The organism is Chryseobacterium sp. KCF3-3, from assembly GCF_045865955.1.
Taxonomy (GTDB): Bacteria; Bacteroidota; Bacteroidia; order Flavobacteriales; family Weeksellaceae; genus Chryseobacterium.
Genome location: NZ_AP035792.1, coordinates 3,573,700 through 3,589,567, shown reverse-complemented (window position 1 = coordinate 3,589,567; position 15,868 = coordinate 3,573,700). Strand labels below are relative to the sequence as shown.

Below are 15,868 nucleotides of genomic sequence, written 5' to 3'. Positions count from 1 at the left end.
ACAGCCTCTTTTTTGTCTAATAACAGATACAGCAGATTTTCCTGTCGGGAGAACAGGCATCACCTACCCCGGGAGTATTGGAAAGCACTCCGCCTGCAGGAAAACATAATGTATTACAGTTAACCGGAAGGTTTTTCCCTCCACCATTAATTTCCTTTAAGGCTGATCTGTTAAGATTCTTTGTTTTTGAAAAGTTTGTTTTCATGATGTAATTTTTGGTGATCATAAATATAGTCATAAATCACAACAAAACATTAAAAATCAACAACATAAAACACACTCCCAAATAAAAACAACCGGCTTAACAATAGAAATCATTAAGCCGGATAAATTAACTCGTTAAAGTTTTATTTATTCATGTACCCCAAAGAACTTCTGCAGTTCTTCAACATTTTTCTTATCATTTCCAACGAAAATCTCCTTATCAGTAATAAATACAGGTCTTTTCAGGAAGGTGTAGTGATCCAGCAATAATTCTTTAAAATCTTTTTCGGTCAAAGATTTCACATCCAGCCCTCTCAGTTTGATCTGAGTAGATTTTTTGCTGAATAATGCTTCGTATGATTTTGTTTTTTTATGCATTTCCACCAATTCTTCTTTCGTAATCGGCTCTTTTTTGATTTCGCGAAGCTCCCAGTCTGTAAGATCGAATTGGGCTAAAATTTTTCTGCAGGTATCACATGTGTTGAGATAAAATACTTTCTTCATTACGGTTTCTAAATCTGTTATGGGTTAAAATTCTCTTTCATTGAAAGTTTCGTCTTTCAAAAGTAGGATTTAATCTAAAACTTTGGAAATTATTAAATAACTTTATTCAAATTTTATAAAGATGCAGAACAAGCCTATTACTTTTCAGTTTATTTCGGAGCCTTCAGATGTTAATTACGGAGGAAATGTACATGGAGGAAGTGTTATGAAATGGATTGACCAGGCGGGTTATGCATGTGCGACAACCTGGAGTGGTAATTATTCCGTCACGGTGTATGTAGGTGGAATCCGTTTTTACGATCCAATTAAAATCGGTGAAGTGGTAAAAGTAGATGCACAGGTGATCTATACCGGAACATCCAGTATGCATATTGCCATCAATGTCTTTTCCCGAAACCTGAAACAGCCGAATTTTGAGAAAAAAACCCACTGTATTATTGTTTTTGTGGCGGTAGACGAAAACGGAAAGAAACTTCCTGTACCGAAATGGATCCCCGAAACAGAAGAAGAAAAGCAGCAGGAAATTTACGCTAAGCGCCTGATGGAGTTGAGAACGCAGATTGAGAATGAAATGAAACCGTTTTTGTAAGAGCGGGTTTCGAGATGCAAGAGTACGAGGTTCAAAGTTTAAGGTTCAGGGTTTAACGTTTTTGAGAAATCAATGACAAAAAGACGACCAATCACATGATATGAAAAGTATTTTCACCTTAACGGCATTGCTTATGATAGCTTTGTGTCCGGCTCAGACGCATCGGTTTATGTATGAACTGCAATATAAGATGGATTCTACCGAAACCTCTTATGAAAAGCTGAATATGATACTGGATATTACTCCCAAAGAGGTAAAATTCTACGGAAGAAATCTCATTACAACGGATTCTTTAAACAAGAAATTCGGGATGAATACCAGTCATACGGATATGTCCGGACAGGTAGTGAAAAGAAAAATCAATTCTTTTGATAATGAGAATTTCATTAATATTAAAAATGGATATTACTCCTTTAAAACTACAGATAAAATAAACTGGATAATCTCTGATGAAACCAAAAAGGTAGAAAATTATACATTACAAAAAGCCACTACCCGATTTGGAGGAAGAAACTGGATCGCCTGGTTCTGTAAAGATATTCCTTTTAATGAAGGACCATTTAAACTCCGAGGATTGCCAGGTTTAATTTTTGAGCTTTCTGATACCAAAAAGAACTTCATTTATCATCTTATTAAAAGTCAGGAACTGCCGGAAGTCTATCCGACAGATAACTTTATTGAATCCAATTTCGGAAACAAAGCCATTTCTATCAATGAAAAGCAAAAATATAAACTGATCATGGAATTTTACAACGATCCTTTTGCTTTCGAGAGAAACAATTTCAGCAAATCCAATAATGATCTTAAAATTAATATCAATGGAAAAGAAATCCGGAATGTAGATGAATTGAATACCCAAACCAAAAGTATGCAGGAAGTCATAAGAAAATACAACAATCCGCTTGAGATTGATAAAGCAATGCATTATCCAATATATTAAAACGATGGTTTATTTTTAAGTTTAGGCTAAAGCCTGAGGAAAGTTAAAAATTTATTTAGGTGGGCTAAAGCCCACCTCTATTGATGTTGACATCCGGATACTTAATGGTAATATCTTTTATCTTTTATCTTTTATCTTTTTATCATAATTCTTATATTTGCAGTATCAAAAGGAAATGGTGTTCTTCCTTACCCAACCGCTTTACAAAAGCTGATGACGCCTGATTAAAAGATTATTAACAAATAACTAATCAGGATTATCATGTCAAAAAGTCAAAGAACACCAGCTAAAAAAGCAATTTTTCTTACTCATTTTTTCTTCAGAAAATTTCCGGCTCTACCCTATATTTTAAAATGGCTGTGTATCAGTATCATTATTGGAACTTTAGTAGGAACCGCTTCAGCAGGATTTCTTCAATCTCTGGAATGGGCAACAAACTTCAGAGAAAACCATCTCTGGCTGATTGCATTGCTTCCTGTAGCGGGATTCCTGATAGGACTTCTTTATTATTACTTCGGGAAAGATGTAGAAGCAGGAAACAATCTGTTAATTGATACTATTCATGAGCCTAAGGGAATCATTCCTTTTAAAATGGCACCTTTTGTTTATCTCGGAACGATTGTAACCCATTTTTTCGGAGGCTCTGCAGGCCGTGAAGGAACAGCACTTCAAATGGCGGGAGCTATCGCTGATCAGCTTACAAAACCTTTTAAGCTCGACAGAAACGACAGAAAAATATTGGTTATTTCAGCGATTGCTGCTGGATTTGGCTCTGTTTTCGGAACTCCACTTGCAGGAGCAGTTTTTGGTCTTGAAGTTTTTCTGATCGGAAGAATTCGTTACAATGCCATTTTTCCGGCATTCGCTTCTGCAATTCTGGCAGACTGGGCAACCAATCTCTGGAATGTAAAACATACTCATTATCATATTGATTTTATTCCCAAACTGGAGTTTTTACCCATTCTCTACAGTATTCTGGCGGGTATTGTCTTTGGAATCTGTGCGGCTGCTTTCAGTAAAATCATCCATTGGATGGGCTCTCTTTTCAAATCAAAAATCAAATATCCTCCGCTTCGTCCTGTTGTAGGAGGAATCATTATAGCACTTGCTGTTTTTGCAATGGGAACAACCCGCTATATCGGATTGGGAGTTCCTGTGATTGTAGAATCTTTTGAAAAGCAGCTTCCATTATATGATTTTGCATTAAAAATGATTTTTACCATTGTTACGCTTTCCGCTGGATTCAAAGGTGGAGAAGTCACCCCTTTATTCTTTATCGGAGCTACATTAGGAAGTGCTTTATCACTTTTCATCCCATTACCCTTCGGATTATTGGCGGGAATGGGTTTTGTAGCCGTATTTGCCGGAGCTACCAATACTCCCTTAGCCTGTATGTTGATGGGAATTGAATTATTTGGAGCGGAATGTGGTGTGTATGTGGCTATTGCCTGTGTTGTATCTTATCTTCTTTCCGGTCACAACAGCATTTATTCCAAACAGAAAATCGGAGAAGCAAAAAACAGAAGGTATGAAAATCAGCAGGACAAATCTATTTCGGATTTTTTATAAGGGGTTACGGGTTTCGAGGTGCGAGATTCGGGGTGCGAGATTCGGGATTCGGGTTGCTAGTTAAAAGGTACGAGATTCGTGGTTATGAGATTTACATTAGGTTTATTTTGTTGTGTGATGCTGGTTTTTATTGGTTCTTAGTTGTTCTCTTATAAAATCTTGAAACCCAAAATATACAATCGCATAACCAAAAATCACTCAAACTCAAAACCACAAACCTCGAATCCCGAATCTCTCAAGTTCTCAGACTCAAAAAACCCCGAAACTCGCAACTCGCATCTCATCACCCTCAAACCCTCCCACTCTCAAACTCACCAACTCCCTCACTCCATTTCCAACTATAATTCGTAATTTTACCCCATGTTCGATTACAGATTAAAAGTTTTCCATACGGTAGCTACCCGATTAAGCTTTACGAAGGCTTCAGAAGAGCTACATATTTCCCAGCCGGCTGTTACTAAACATATTAAAGAAATTGAAACTCAGATAAGTGCTAAGCTATTTGACCGTAAAGGAACTTCTATTCAATTAACCCAAAGCGGAAAGATTCTGTTTGAGCATGCAGAAAAGATCAGAAATATCTACCGTGATATGGAATTTGAGATCAGCCAGATCAATCAGCAGCATAAGGGAAAACTGATTATCGGGGCGAGTACAACTGTTGCACAGTATATTTTACCGGAGATTTTGGCCAAATTCAATTCATATTATAAAGATATTAAGATTGAACTTCTTACAGGAAATACAGAAACCATCACAACCCTTTTGAAGGAAGAAAAGATTGACCTGGGCATCATTGAAGGAGAATCACAGTCTTCTTATTTCGAGTATAAAACATTTAAGCCGGATGAAATTGTTCTGGCTGCAAAGTCAGATCACCCTCTTGCTCATAAAACATTAAACTTAAAAGATCTGTATCAACTTGATCTGATCTTCAGAGAACAAGGTTCTGGAACTCTTGAGTTTATACAAAACAGGCTTAAAGAAAAAGAAATCAATATGAACGATCTGAATACTGTCATGCAGCTGGGAAGCAGTGAGAGTATCAAAAATTATCTTCTTCATTCGGAATGTATGGCATTTCTTTCCATCAGTACGATTTTGAATGAACTGAAAAACAATATACTGACCGTGATTGATATTAAAAATTTCAGTATTGAAAGAGATTTTCATTTTATCCTGCCTAAAGGTGAACAATCTGAACTGATCAGGCTTTTTCTGAGATTTGCAGAATAAGCAACAAGCAAAGATATAACCTTTAGTTATCCAATATAACAAAATACGATTTACTTTATAATAGTATTTTCCGGAATTTTGATGCAGATTTTAAAAGTTCGCATTATGAAAGATTTCATTCAAAATGAAATGACACGGAAAGTATTTTTTATTGTTTTGGCTGTATTATGCCTTACACCGCTTATATCTTCTCCAATCGCTCTGGCTCTAGGTTTTTTTCTAGTTGTTTTTATCGGAAACCCATTTGAAAAACACCTTCATCAATATATTCATTTGTTGCTGCAGATTTCAATTGTAGGTCTGGGATTCGGGCTGAAGCTGGATGAAGCACTTCACGCAGGAAAAACAGGACTGATGCTGACCGTTGTAAGTATTGTTACTGTAATGGTATTAGGATATTTTCTGGGAAAATTATTTAAACTGGAAAGACCTTTATCTTATCTTCTTTCCGCAGGAACGGCTATTTGTGGCGGGAGTGCCATTGCAGCCGTATCTCCTATTATTAAACCCAGTACGAAACAGATTTCTCTTGCGCTGGCTATTGTTTTTACCCTAAATTCTATTGCGCTGTTTGTTTATCCTGCCATAGGACATCTTCTGAATCTGTCACAGGAACAGTTTGGACTTTGGTGTGCAGTGGGAATTCATGATACGAGTTCTGTAGTAGGTGCTGCCAGCAAATATGGAGATGAAGCCTTGAAAATAGCAACTACTGTGAAATTGGCTCGTGCTTTATGGATTATTCCTGTTTCACTGATTACCATGTTTATTTTTAAAAGTAAAGATTCCAAAATAAAGATTCCATGGTTTATTGGATATTTCATTGTGGCGATCCTATTGAATACTTATTTCCCGTTTCTTGACCGTTTCAGCACTTCAATTACTGTTCTTGCAAAATCCGGTCTGAATCTGACTTTATTTTTGATTGGTTCTACCCTTTCTATTCAAACGCTGAAATCAATCGGATTAAAACCTTTGGTTATGGCAATTATCCTATGGGTAGCGATAAGCATCGGTAGTCTTCTTTACATCATCCATTAAAAAGAGCAGAACCCTTTTGAAGTCAAAAGGGTTCTGCATATTAAATGTGGAAATGTTTATTTCTAATTGAAATAATTTTCTTTAGATTGCGGCTTCACCACAAGTATATACCTGCGGGCAACCGATATACTGTACACAATACCAAGGTCCTGTTACAGATCCTGAGCAGCTGCATCCGCAAAGAGATAAATCCGGATTACCGCTTATTCCTCCTGTAATATTTTTCAAGTCTTGTTTTCTCAGTTTTTTAGCGTTTTTCATAATGTTCGTGAGATTTAGTTTTAATTAGATAATTTAGTTTTAGTTACATTCCAAAGTTAAACAAATATTAAACACTCGCAACAAAAACCAGAATAAAATTTAATAATTTATTGATTATAACTTCATTATTACATTCAAAATAAGGATTATCAGTATTTTATTTATTAAACAAGTTAAATTATTCTGTAAATTCAAGATCTCTGTCGTGAGTTTCAGAAATGGTAAGTGAAGAATAAAATGCAAGCCCAAATACCACGACTCCAACTATAGCAGCACTTTCCACAACAGGAAAATGTCCTTTAAGAGAATCAAAAGCGAATATCATCACCGGTACCAATCCTCTTACCATATTAGGAACGGTTGTGGTGGCGGTATTTCTGATATTCGTTCCGAACTGCTCTGCGGCCAGTGTCACAAACATTGCCCAGTATCCTGTTCCGAAACCAAGCCATACACAAAACAGATAATATTTTGTTTCTGTATTCGTATTACCAAATAACATGATTGCCACCCCGATCAGGGTAAAGATCAGCATATAAAAGATGGCCATTTTACGGGATTTTAAAGCATGGGAAATAAAACCGCTCAGCAGATCACCGACAGAAATCCCCACATAAGCCCACATAATTGCTTTTCCGGGGTTGATCTCTGTAATTCCTAATTCAGGGGCAAACTGATTGGCTAAAACAGCCAGAATCCCTATACAATACCATGTAGGTAACCCTACGGCAATGCATTTTAAATATCTTATCAATCTGTCTTTATTGGTAAAAAAGGAGAGAAAGTTTCCTTTTGAGATATTTTTATGCTCAAGATTCTTATAAATTCCGGATTCCGATACGCTTATTCTCAGTATCAATAACATAATTCCCATGATTCCACCAATAATGTAAGAAATATTCCATCCTCCAGACAGCTCTACAGTAAGTTGAGCCACTACAGCACCCATTAATCCAAAACCAGCAACCACTGAGGTTCCGATTGCTCTTAAATTCTTCGGCAGACTCTCAGAAACCAGTGTAATTCCCGCTCCAAGCTCTCCGGCAAGCCCAATACCTGCAATGAACCTTAAACCTGCATATTGGTACACCAAATGCTCTTTGGGAAAATAAGGAAGAAAACCACAGGCGATATTGGCTAATGAATAGACCAGAATAGATCCAAACAGTACAGAAAGCCTTCCCTTTTTGTCTCCGAAAATACCCCAGAATACTCCTCCGATGAGAAGTCCTACCATCTGGCAGTTCAGTATAAAGGTTCCGTCTGCATCCGGATTAAGCCCTAAAGCTTTTAAACTTGGAATTCTAACGATACCGAATAAAAGAAGGTCATAGATATCTACAAAATAGCCTAAGGCAGAAATAATAACGGGAATAGAGAAAATGTACTTCAGTTTTGAAGACAGGGACAGTTCTTGCATTTTTAAGTTTTGATAAAAATAAAAAACCTTTCAATTTCTTGAAAGGTTTTTATCAAATATCTTTTTCTGATTATTATCTGGCAATATTCACAGCTCTCGTTTCTCTGATTACTGTTACTTTTACTTGTCCCGGATAAGTCAGTTCATTCTGGATTTTCTCAGAGATGTCGTAAGAAAGCTGAGACGCTACTTCGTCATTTACTTTTCCACTCTCTACCATTACTCTCAGTTCTCTACCTGCCTGGATTGCGTAAGCACTTGATACTCCATCGAAGCTTAATGCTGCAGATTCAAGGTCTTTTAATCTCTGAATATAAGATTCCAATACCTGTCTTCTTGCTCCCGGTCTAGCTCCAGAGATCGCATCGGCAACCTGAATGATCGGAGATAATAATGACTTCATTTCAATTTCGTCGTGGTGAGCTCCAATAGCATTTACTACTTCAGGATTTTCACCATATTTCTCAGCCCACTGCATTCCTAAAAGGGCGTGTGGTAATTCTGATTCCTGCTCAGGAACTTTACCGATATCGTGTAAAAGACCTGCTCTTTTAGCTAATTTTACGTTTAATCCTAACTCAGCAGCCATAGTTGCAGCGATGTTAGCTACTTCTCTTGAGTGCTGTAGTAAGTTTTGTCCGTAAGAAGAACGGTACTTCATTCTACCTACGATTTTGATCAATTCCGGGTGTAATCCGTGGATTCCTAAATCAATGATGGTTCTCTTACCCACTTCGATGATTTCCTCCTCGATCTGTTTTCTTGTTTTTTCTACAACTTCTTCGATTCTTGCCGGGTGAATTCTACCATCGGTTACCAATCTGTGAAGGGATAGTCTTGCAATTTCTCTTCTTACAGGATCAAAACATGAAAGAAGAATAGCTTCCGGAGTATCATCAACAATAATTTCTACTCCTGTTACGGCTTCTAAAGCACGGATATTTCTACCTTCTCTACCGATGATTCTACCTTTTACTTCATCAGATTCAATGTTGAAAACTGATACTGAATTTTCGATAGCCTGCTCTGTTCCGATTCTCTGGATCGTTTGGATAACGATTTTTCTCGCTTCATTTTTAGCATTCATCTGAGCTTCTTCCATGATGCTCTGAACATGTGCCTGTGCTCTTGTTTTAGCTTCAGCTCTCATGGTTTCTACCAATTCTGCCTTAGCTTCATCTGCTGTATAATTAGAGATTTTCTCAAGTACTTCTACTTTCTTGGCAGTAGCTGTATCTAATTCCTGTTGTTTCTTTTCAAGAATTTCATTTTTCTTAGCATAATCTGCAATCTGCTTGTCTAAATCTTTTTCAAGTTTTCCAGTCTTGCTAAGCTCGTCATTCAGCTTATGTTCTTTGTCTTTCGTTCTCTTTTCAACTTCCTGCATTTTCTTTTCGCGGGATTGAATATCTGCATCATGCTGTGATTTCAATTCCAGAAATTTTTCTTTAGCCTGAAGATTCTTTTCTTTCTTTATGGATTCAGCCTGAACGTTAGCTTTTTCTATAAGGTTTTCGGCATTTTTCTTTGCATCATCTATGATGAATTTTGCTTTAGTATTCAGAGAACTTCTGGAAAAAAACATTCCCACGACAGCTCCGATTACTAAACAAACAACACCGACTATAACTTCTATCATAATTTATATTGAGTTTTAATTGTATTCATATCCTTGTTCAATAAAAAAAGCCTACAATAATCCAGAGATTGAGAGTAAACTCCTAATCAACACGATTTGAACTGATTTCCACTGTCTGTAATCCGGAAGTCCGGCACGCCATTCAATGGACATTTGTTCGGTAATTGTTTAGCGTTGAGTTTACCTTTAATGTGTTAGAATTATTGTAGGCAGTACTTTTCAGGAAAAAAAATCTATTTCCCGATTTCATTCAACGATTGATTAATCTGCGTTAATCTTTCGTTGGTTGAATTAATATTTTTCTCGTAGTTAAGAGAAACTACTTCTGCATTGGTTCCCAGTTTAAGGGCACACATAGCCAAAGCATCCTGTTTATCTCTTACATCGAAATTCTGTTCAAAATCTTTAATCATATTCTCGATCTGCTTCCCTACTTTACGCAAAGTTTCTTCCTCTGCTGCCGGTACGTTCAGCGGATACACTCTTCCTGCAATGTTGACGGTTATTCTCCTTACCTCCATTATAATCCACTGTTTTGAAGCTGAGCAATACAGAAATCAATTTCTTTCACCAATCTGTTGATATGGTTTTTCATTAATCTATTGTGTTCAGGATTTCCTGATATTGCTGAATAAAGTTTTATATTTTTTTGTTCTTCTGCTAATACCTGATTTTTTCTTCTTTCCTCATCATATTTCTTCTTCAACTCTTCATGCTCAAAATTTAATTCTTTTAAATTTTCCGTAAGATTTTTATAGTTCTTTTGCAGAGTCGAAATCTTTCTCTCTAATTCTGAAAAATTGTTTTCTAAATCTTGAAGCATTTCAGGTTTGTATATTCTAACTAAAAGCAAAAATAAAAAAATAATAACACTAACAAAAATAAAACACTCTATATTTTGATATAACAATAAAAAAGGAGGCGCTAGTGCACCTCCTCTGTATTTTTTAATACAATATTTTTTATTCAAATTTCAGAACGAACATTACCGCTCTAGTCTGCAATGTAGAGATCGCAGATGACCAGTAAGGAGGTGTAGTAGCGTTATCTGCCACTTTTTCATTGTTCATGAAGAATGTTCCTCTTACAGCAGGAGTCAGTTTAAACTTGTTGAAATAAAACTGAATTCCCATTTCTGCAGACCATGCAAAGTTGTGCGTTGTAGATCTGTAGATTCCCTGCATGTTGTCATCCGTGGAACTTGAGTTAGACTGAAGGTTTACAACATAGTTCACCCCTGCAGCAACGTAAGGCCTTGAATTGTACCATCTTTGACCGTGAAGTTCCAGAAGTACCGGAATATCAATCAAAGTAGATTTAATTTCTCTTACTTTATCCTTTTCCTGTAAAGGGAATGGCATAAAAGGAGGATTGGTTAAAGATCCACCCGCATAAATGTCATTGGATTGAGTATTAAAAGTCAACTGTCTTTGTGCAAACTGTAACCCTGGTTCTACTCTTACATCAAGATAGTCATTCAGTCTCCATTTTGCAATAAGCCCGGCACCGAAACTATAACTTTCCTTAGAGGTAACAAGGTTTTCATTATCATTCATCCCATATTTCGGATGCAAAACAATGCGGTAATCCAGTCTGTTCCCGTTCAAATAAAACCCCCAACTGAATTTCTGTTCGTCGAAATCTTCCAACTTGTCCATTCTGTTTCGGGTTCTGAATTGCGCGTTTGCAAAAACGGCAACATTTACTGAGGTTAAAACCAGTGCTTTTAATAGAAATTTATTCATAGGTTACTTTGTTGCTTTATAAATTGTGGCTATACCTAAACTTAATTTTTTATATTCAACTTTCTTAAATCCCGTATCTAAAAGAATTTGCTTCATCTTCTCCCCGAAAGGAAAAGCATTTACAGAATCCGGAAGGTATGTATACGCCCTATTATCCTTAGAAACCAATCTGCCGATGGCAGGTAATATATTTTTGAAATAAAACATATAAAATGGTCCCATGAAACCCTCAACCTTTGAAAACTCCAGTATATAAACACTTTTGTTATCTTTAACTACTCTTCTTAACTCTGCCAAACCTTTGGTAAGGTTTTCAAAATTCCTTACTCCAAATGCAACGGAAACAGCATCAAATCTATTGTCCTCGAAAGGTAAATTTTCTGCATCTCCTTTTTGCATGGAAATTTTGCCGTCTAATTTAAGTTTTTTTATTTTAATAACGCCAACATTCAGCATTTGTTGTGATAAATCTAATCCAACTACTTTAGAACCGGTTCCTTTTTCAATCGTAATTGCCAGATCTCCCGTTCCTGTAGCCACATCCAGCACTTCCTGCGGATTATCATTTTTCATCCATTTTACCAGTTTATTTCTCCACAAAATGTCAATTTTCATGGATAAAACACGGTTCAGAAGGTCGTACTTCGGTGCAATGTTGTCGAACATATCCTCTACCTGGCTCTTTTTTGTAGCCTCTGAATTGTAGGGAGTAACTTTGGTGATATCTTTTGTCAAAACTTAAAACTTGTAATATTCTTTGTAATAATTTAGGTAATCCTGCTTTCTGAAGATTTTGGATCTTGATTCCACTTTCTGGATATTTTTGATCACTTTGTCATAGTCTTCATCTACATTGTAATAAAAATCTTCTGTGTAAAGCTTATTGAAGCGTCTTGCTCCTCCGTAATAATCCTTTCCGTCAATAACAGTTTTATCAAGGTTGGCCAGTAACGAATCTTTCTTAAGATTGTATCCGTAATACTGATCGTTTACATAGTAATCCTGGTGTGTAATATTAATCAGACCACGAAGTTTATTCACTTCAAATGCTGAATCATAAAGCATTTTTTTGTTCTGATCAAAAACCTGAATAGAGTTTTTCCCTTTATTCAAATCCACATGCACATACTGCCCCGCTGAAATAATTCCTTCAGATCCGTTATTGATCTTAAAGTAATACGTATTCGGGGTAGGATTATCTACCACATAATAATTCTTCTTGGCTAAAAAAAGGAAGTAGATCCCAAAGGCAACGATAAACGCCACAGCTGCAATAAGTAAGCCTTTTAAGGACGAGTTGTTTTTCATAGATTGTAAAGTACAATTTTTGCAAATTTAATAATATTTTTAATTCTCCGTTATTAATATTAATTATTAACTTTGCATCTTTAAAAAAATCATATAAACGAATGCCGAATACGATCATTATTGGCTCTGGATCTTATATTCCGAACAGAGTTATTGGTAGAGATTACTTCATGAATTCCGAGTTCTATACTGAAGACGGAGTAAAGATTGAAAAGCCTGTGGAAGAGACCATTGCGAAATTTGTAGAGATTACAGAAATCGAAAACAGGAGATTCATTGAGGATGATCTTTCCAACTCTCAAATCGGTTATGAAGCTGCAAAAATTGCCCTTGAGGATGCAAAAGTAGACGGCGAAGAATTGGATTATATCATCTACGCAAGCAATTTCGGGGAAGTTACTGAAAACGGATACGCTGATTTTATGCCGACAATGGCAGCGAGAGTAAAAAATAAACTGGGAATAAAAAACAGAAAATGCGTAACATATGATATGGTTTTCGGATGCCCGGGATGGGTTGAAGCTATGATTTTGGCTGATAATCTTATCAAAGCTAAAGTAGCTAAAACAATCCTTGTTATTGGAGGAGAGACTTTAAGCAGAGTAACTGATCCATATGACAGAAACAGAATGATCTTCGCTGATGGTGCCGGAGCTGTAGTAGTAAAAGCAACTGACGAAGAAAATGTAGGAATTATTGCTCACAACACGATTTGTGACAACGGACCGGAATTAAACTACCTTGAAAACCAACCTTCCATCAATAAAGAAGCAGATCAAAAACGTCTTTATGTAAGAATGTTAGGAAGAAAGATCTACGAATACGCTCTTAAAAACGTACCGGTTGCAATTAAAGATACCATTACTGATGCAAATCTTTCTATTGAAGATATAGATAAAATCTTAATTCACCAGGCAAACGCTAAAATGGATTATGCAATGATTGAGAGACTTCACAGGCTTTATGATGTAAAAGAATACGATCATGCAATCTCTCCAATGACGATTCAGGACCTTGGAAATACTTCCGTAGCCACAATTCCTACTATGTATGATATTATAATTAAAGGAAAAATGGAGGGTCAATCGTTTAAAGATAATGGTAACATTGTGATGACTTCGGTAGGTGCCGGAATGAACATCAATGCTATCGTTTATAGATTTCCTAAAAAGTAATATTTAAACCATTAAAAATATAAAAGCACAGGGAAGTTTATTCTTTGTGCTTTTTTTTGATCAGACATGCAAAAGAATTTTTTAATCATCGCCGGAATCTTCCTTTTTTTGGAAGTGTACATTTATCAGGCCATCAGAACACTTACCGATAATTTCTGGATCAGAATCGGATATTGGGTAATTTCTTTGGTTGTGTACGGGATTTTCGCTTACGAAGTCACTCATTATCAGAGATCAGACAGAAGTATGGTAAGAGCCCAGATCATGATTTCCTTATTTTTAATCTTCATTCTTCCCAAAATATTCGTGGTTCTCTTTTTATTAATTGATGATATCATCAGAACCGGAGGCTACCTGATAGGTTTTGCCAAACCTTCTGAGAATTTCTTCCCGGAAAGAAGGAAGTTCCTGAGTCTGGTTGGATTGGGAATGAGTGGTGTTCTTTCTGCTCTTTTTATTGACGGAATTACGTTTGGAAAGTACAGACATAAAGTAAGGAGAGTAAGGGTGAATTTTGCTAACCTTCCGAAAAGCTTTAAAGGATATAAAATCATCCAGATCTCTGACGTTCACAGTGGAAGCTTCTCAGATCCGAGTAAATTACAGCACGCGATTGACCTGATCAATGAGCAGAAGCCTGATCTGGTATTATTTACCGGAGATATGGTGAACAACGTTGCGGACGAGTTCAAACCTTTCATCCCCTTGTTTTCAAAGATCAAGGCCAAAGACGGAAAATTAGCTGTGCTAGGAAACCATGATTACGGAGATTACGTAACCTGGGAATCACCTGCCGCCAAAAAAGAAAACCTTGACACCTTAATTGGTTATGAAAAACAGGCTGGTTTCGATATGTTGAGAAACGAACACAGAGTTATTGAAAAAAACGGAGAAAAACTATACATTCTGGGAGTTGAAAACTGGGGACTCAAACCATTCCCTCAATTCGGAAAAATAGATGATGCTTTAAAAGGAGTGCCTGAATCCGCTACGAAGATTCTGATGAGCCACGACCCAACCCACTTTGATTATGTGGTTAAAAAACACCCATCAAACATCCATCTGACCCTTTCAGGTCACACCCATGGAATGCAGTTTGGTTTAGACCTTAAAAATGTAAAATGGTCACCCGTACAATACAAATATCCAAAATGGGCCGATTTATACGAAAGTGAAGGAAAACTATTATATGTAAACAGAGGATTTGGAGTATTGGGATATCCGGGAAGAGTGGGTGTACTGCCGGAGATTACACTTTTTGAACTGAGCTAGAAGTGCGGGTTTCGGGATGCGAGATTCGGGGTGCGAGTTATTATTTGCGAATGTTTGGTTGTTTTTGTTCCTGATTACCTACCGCATTAAACACTCTCACTCTCAAACTCTCAAACTCTCAAACTCAAAAACCCTGCTACCTAACACCTATCACCTAAAAAATATAATCTTTCATGCGGGAAGTAGCCATTTCCCTGTCATTGAGAAAAGTAAGGAGGGCATCTAATTTGTCCTCCATTTTTTTGCCCGAAAATAAGCTTCGGTAAAAAGGAATATCAAAACGGTATTTCTTGAAATCTGTAAACTGCCATGTATTCAGATAAATCAGCACAAACTCTTCATTCTGCAAAGTTTCCAGAACCATATTCTGATAATACTTCATCGGCAGGATCTGAAATACAAAATCATTATAAGGCAGCTGACTGTATGGAGAGATACTTTCCGGAACAATACTCAGTCCGTCTTCTTCAGTAATTACAGTATCTCTTTTAAGCCTTTTGAAGGGAAAAAGAATATTGGCATTATCGATATTGGAGACGTAATTAAATTCCATCATCTTCAAAGTTTCCTGAGAAACTTTTACATCTTTCTGACGAATTCCTCTGATCTGTTTTTCCAGAAGTTCCTGAATATTCTTCTTGGCATTTTCAATTTCTTCAGGATTTGACCCTTTATTATAAAAAGCAATTTCATGCCCTTTGGATGAAATTGCTTTTATTAAATTCTGAAGTTTTTCGGTAAGAGAAACCTCTACAAAAAAACTTGATTTGATATCATGAATATCTAAAATTCTAAGAATCGCTTTGGTATTATCTTCTGTAATTTTCAATCGCTCATCAGCAGTAATTTGAGAGCCGTTTTTTACTTCAGCCTCAATACAAGTGATGTTAAAAGTCAATAATACCATTTAAATTAAAGTTTATATAGATTCTATAAAATATTAAAAATCAGGTGTTAAAAATAAA

18 protein-coding genes and 1 riboswitch are annotated in these 15,868 nt (G+C 36.4%); of the genes, 7 read left to right on the top strand and 11 right to left on the bottom strand.

Annotated elements, in window-relative coordinates; translation table 11 throughout:
* Positions 1–16: 16 nt before the first annotated feature.
* Both ACKTTZ_RS16155 and ACKTTZ_RS16150 read right to left on the bottom strand, forming a co-directional pair.
* Positions 17–205 carry a hypothetical protein gene (locus tag ACKTTZ_RS16155; protein ID WP_156106447.1) on the bottom strand — a complete coding sequence of 63 codons (189 nt, stop codon included), beginning with the start codon at positions 203–205 and terminating at the stop codon, positions 17–19.
* A 146-nt stretch (positions 206–351) separates the two neighbouring features.
* The gene (locus ACKTTZ_RS16150) at positions 352–708 is read right to left on the bottom strand and encodes an arsenate reductase family protein (RefSeq protein WP_034695958.1); all 357 of its coding nucleotides are present in this window, start codon (positions 706–708) and stop codon (positions 352–354) included.
* 121 nt (positions 709–829) lie between these two features.
* Between ACKTTZ_RS16150 and ACKTTZ_RS16145 the strand changes: the two genes are divergently transcribed.
* From ACKTTZ_RS16145 to ACKTTZ_RS16125, 5 genes are all read left to right on the top strand, one after another.
* Positions 830–1,297: an acyl-CoA thioesterase gene (locus ACKTTZ_RS16145; protein ID WP_034695960.1), complete on the top strand. Its 468-nt coding sequence runs from the start codon at positions 830–832 to the stop codon at positions 1,295–1,297.
* A 100-nt stretch (positions 1,298–1,397) separates the two neighbouring features.
* Positions 1,398–2,237, top strand: a complete 840-nt coding sequence (locus tag ACKTTZ_RS16140) for a GLPGLI family protein (RefSeq protein ID WP_253317031.1) — start codon at positions 1,398–1,400, stop codon at positions 2,235–2,237.
* Positions 2,238–2,399: 162 nt separating this feature from the next.
* A riboswitch (Fluoride riboswitch) is annotated at positions 2,400–2,467 on the top strand.
* A 31-nt stretch (positions 2,468–2,498) separates the two neighbouring features.
* Complete coding sequence (locus ACKTTZ_RS16135; RefSeq protein ID WP_407846021.1) at positions 2,499–3,806, top strand: voltage-gated chloride channel family protein; 1,308 nt, start codon at positions 2,499–2,501, stop codon at positions 3,804–3,806.
* Positions 3,807–4,166: 360 nt separating this feature from the next.
* Positions 4,167–5,042, top strand: a complete 876-nt coding sequence (locus ACKTTZ_RS16130) for a LysR family transcriptional regulator (RefSeq protein ID WP_034695961.1) — start codon at positions 4,167–4,169, stop codon at positions 5,040–5,042.
* A 105-nt stretch (positions 5,043–5,147) separates the two neighbouring features.
* Entirely contained in the window at positions 5,148–6,083 is a 936-nt protein-coding gene (locus ACKTTZ_RS16125; protein WP_407846020.1) for a YeiH family protein, read from the top strand.
* Between the two features lie 81 nt (positions 6,084–6,164).
* Here ACKTTZ_RS16125 and ACKTTZ_RS16120 read toward each other — a convergent pair whose 3' ends face one another.
* The 8 genes from ACKTTZ_RS16120 to ACKTTZ_RS16085 all read right to left on the bottom strand — a co-directional run bounded on the left by ACKTTZ_RS16120 (position 6,165) and on the right by ACKTTZ_RS16085 (position 12,456).
* Positions 6,165–6,344: a hypothetical protein gene (locus ACKTTZ_RS16120; protein ID WP_034695964.1), complete on the bottom strand. Its 180-nt coding sequence runs from the start codon at positions 6,342–6,344 to the stop codon at positions 6,165–6,167.
* 178 nt (positions 6,345–6,522) lie between these two features.
* Positions 6,523–7,764, bottom strand: coding sequence for an MFS transporter (locus tag ACKTTZ_RS16115; protein WP_034695965.1), 1,242 nt, complete (start codon positions 7,762–7,764; stop codon positions 6,523–6,525).
* A gap of 73 nt (positions 7,765–7,837) precedes the next feature.
* On the bottom strand, positions 7,838–9,403 hold the full coding sequence (rny, locus tag ACKTTZ_RS16110) for a ribonuclease Y (protein WP_034695966.1): 1,566 nt from the start codon (positions 9,401–9,403) through the stop codon (positions 7,838–7,840).
* 233 nt (positions 9,404–9,636) lie between these two features.
* Positions 9,637–9,924, bottom strand: coding sequence for a cell division protein ZapA (locus tag ACKTTZ_RS16105; RefSeq protein WP_034695967.1), 288 nt, complete (start codon positions 9,922–9,924; stop codon positions 9,637–9,639).
* Positions 9,924–10,373 (bottom strand): hypothetical protein, encoded by a 450-nt coding sequence (locus ACKTTZ_RS16100; protein WP_253317034.1) that lies wholly within the window; start codon positions 10,371–10,373, stop codon positions 9,924–9,926. Before ACKTTZ_RS16100 ends, ACKTTZ_RS16105 begins: the two co-directional genes overlap by 1 nt.
* Complete coding sequence (locus tag ACKTTZ_RS16095; protein ID WP_034695972.1) at positions 10,366–11,148, bottom strand: porin family protein; 783 nt, start codon at positions 11,146–11,148, stop codon at positions 10,366–10,368. Before ACKTTZ_RS16095 ends, ACKTTZ_RS16100 begins: the two co-directional genes overlap by 8 nt.
* Positions 11,149–11,151: 3 nt before the next feature.
* Positions 11,152–11,814: a bifunctional demethylmenaquinone methyltransferase/2-methoxy-6-polyprenyl-1,4-benzoquinol methylase UbiE gene (gene ubiE / locus ACKTTZ_RS16090; protein WP_129036908.1), complete on the bottom strand. Its 663-nt coding sequence runs from the start codon at positions 11,812–11,814 to the stop codon at positions 11,152–11,154.
* A gap of 72 nt (positions 11,815–11,886) precedes the next feature.
* Positions 11,887–12,456 carry a hypothetical protein gene (locus tag ACKTTZ_RS16085; protein ID WP_034695976.1) on the bottom strand — a complete coding sequence of 190 codons (570 nt, stop codon included), beginning with the start codon at positions 12,454–12,456 and terminating at the stop codon, positions 11,887–11,889.
* Between the two features lie 101 nt (positions 12,457–12,557).
* On the opposite strand from ACKTTZ_RS16085, the gene ACKTTZ_RS16080 reads away from it, so the two are divergent.
* Entirely contained in the window at positions 12,558–13,631 is a 1,074-nt protein-coding gene (locus tag ACKTTZ_RS16080) for a 3-oxoacyl-ACP synthase III family protein (protein WP_034695978.1), read from the top strand.
* Positions 13,632–13,697: 66 nt separating this feature from the next.
* The gene (locus ACKTTZ_RS16075; protein WP_253317035.1) at positions 13,698–14,903 is read left to right on the top strand and encodes a metallophosphoesterase; all 1,206 of its coding nucleotides are present in this window, start codon (positions 13,698–13,700) and stop codon (positions 14,901–14,903) included.
* A gap of 154 nt (positions 14,904–15,057) precedes the next feature.
* Here ACKTTZ_RS16075 and ACKTTZ_RS16070 read toward each other — a convergent pair whose 3' ends face one another.
* Complete coding sequence (locus ACKTTZ_RS16070; protein ID WP_253317036.1) at positions 15,058–15,810, bottom strand: polysaccharide deacetylase; 753 nt, start codon at positions 15,808–15,810, stop codon at positions 15,058–15,060.
* Positions 15,811–15,868 lie beyond the last annotated feature (58 nt).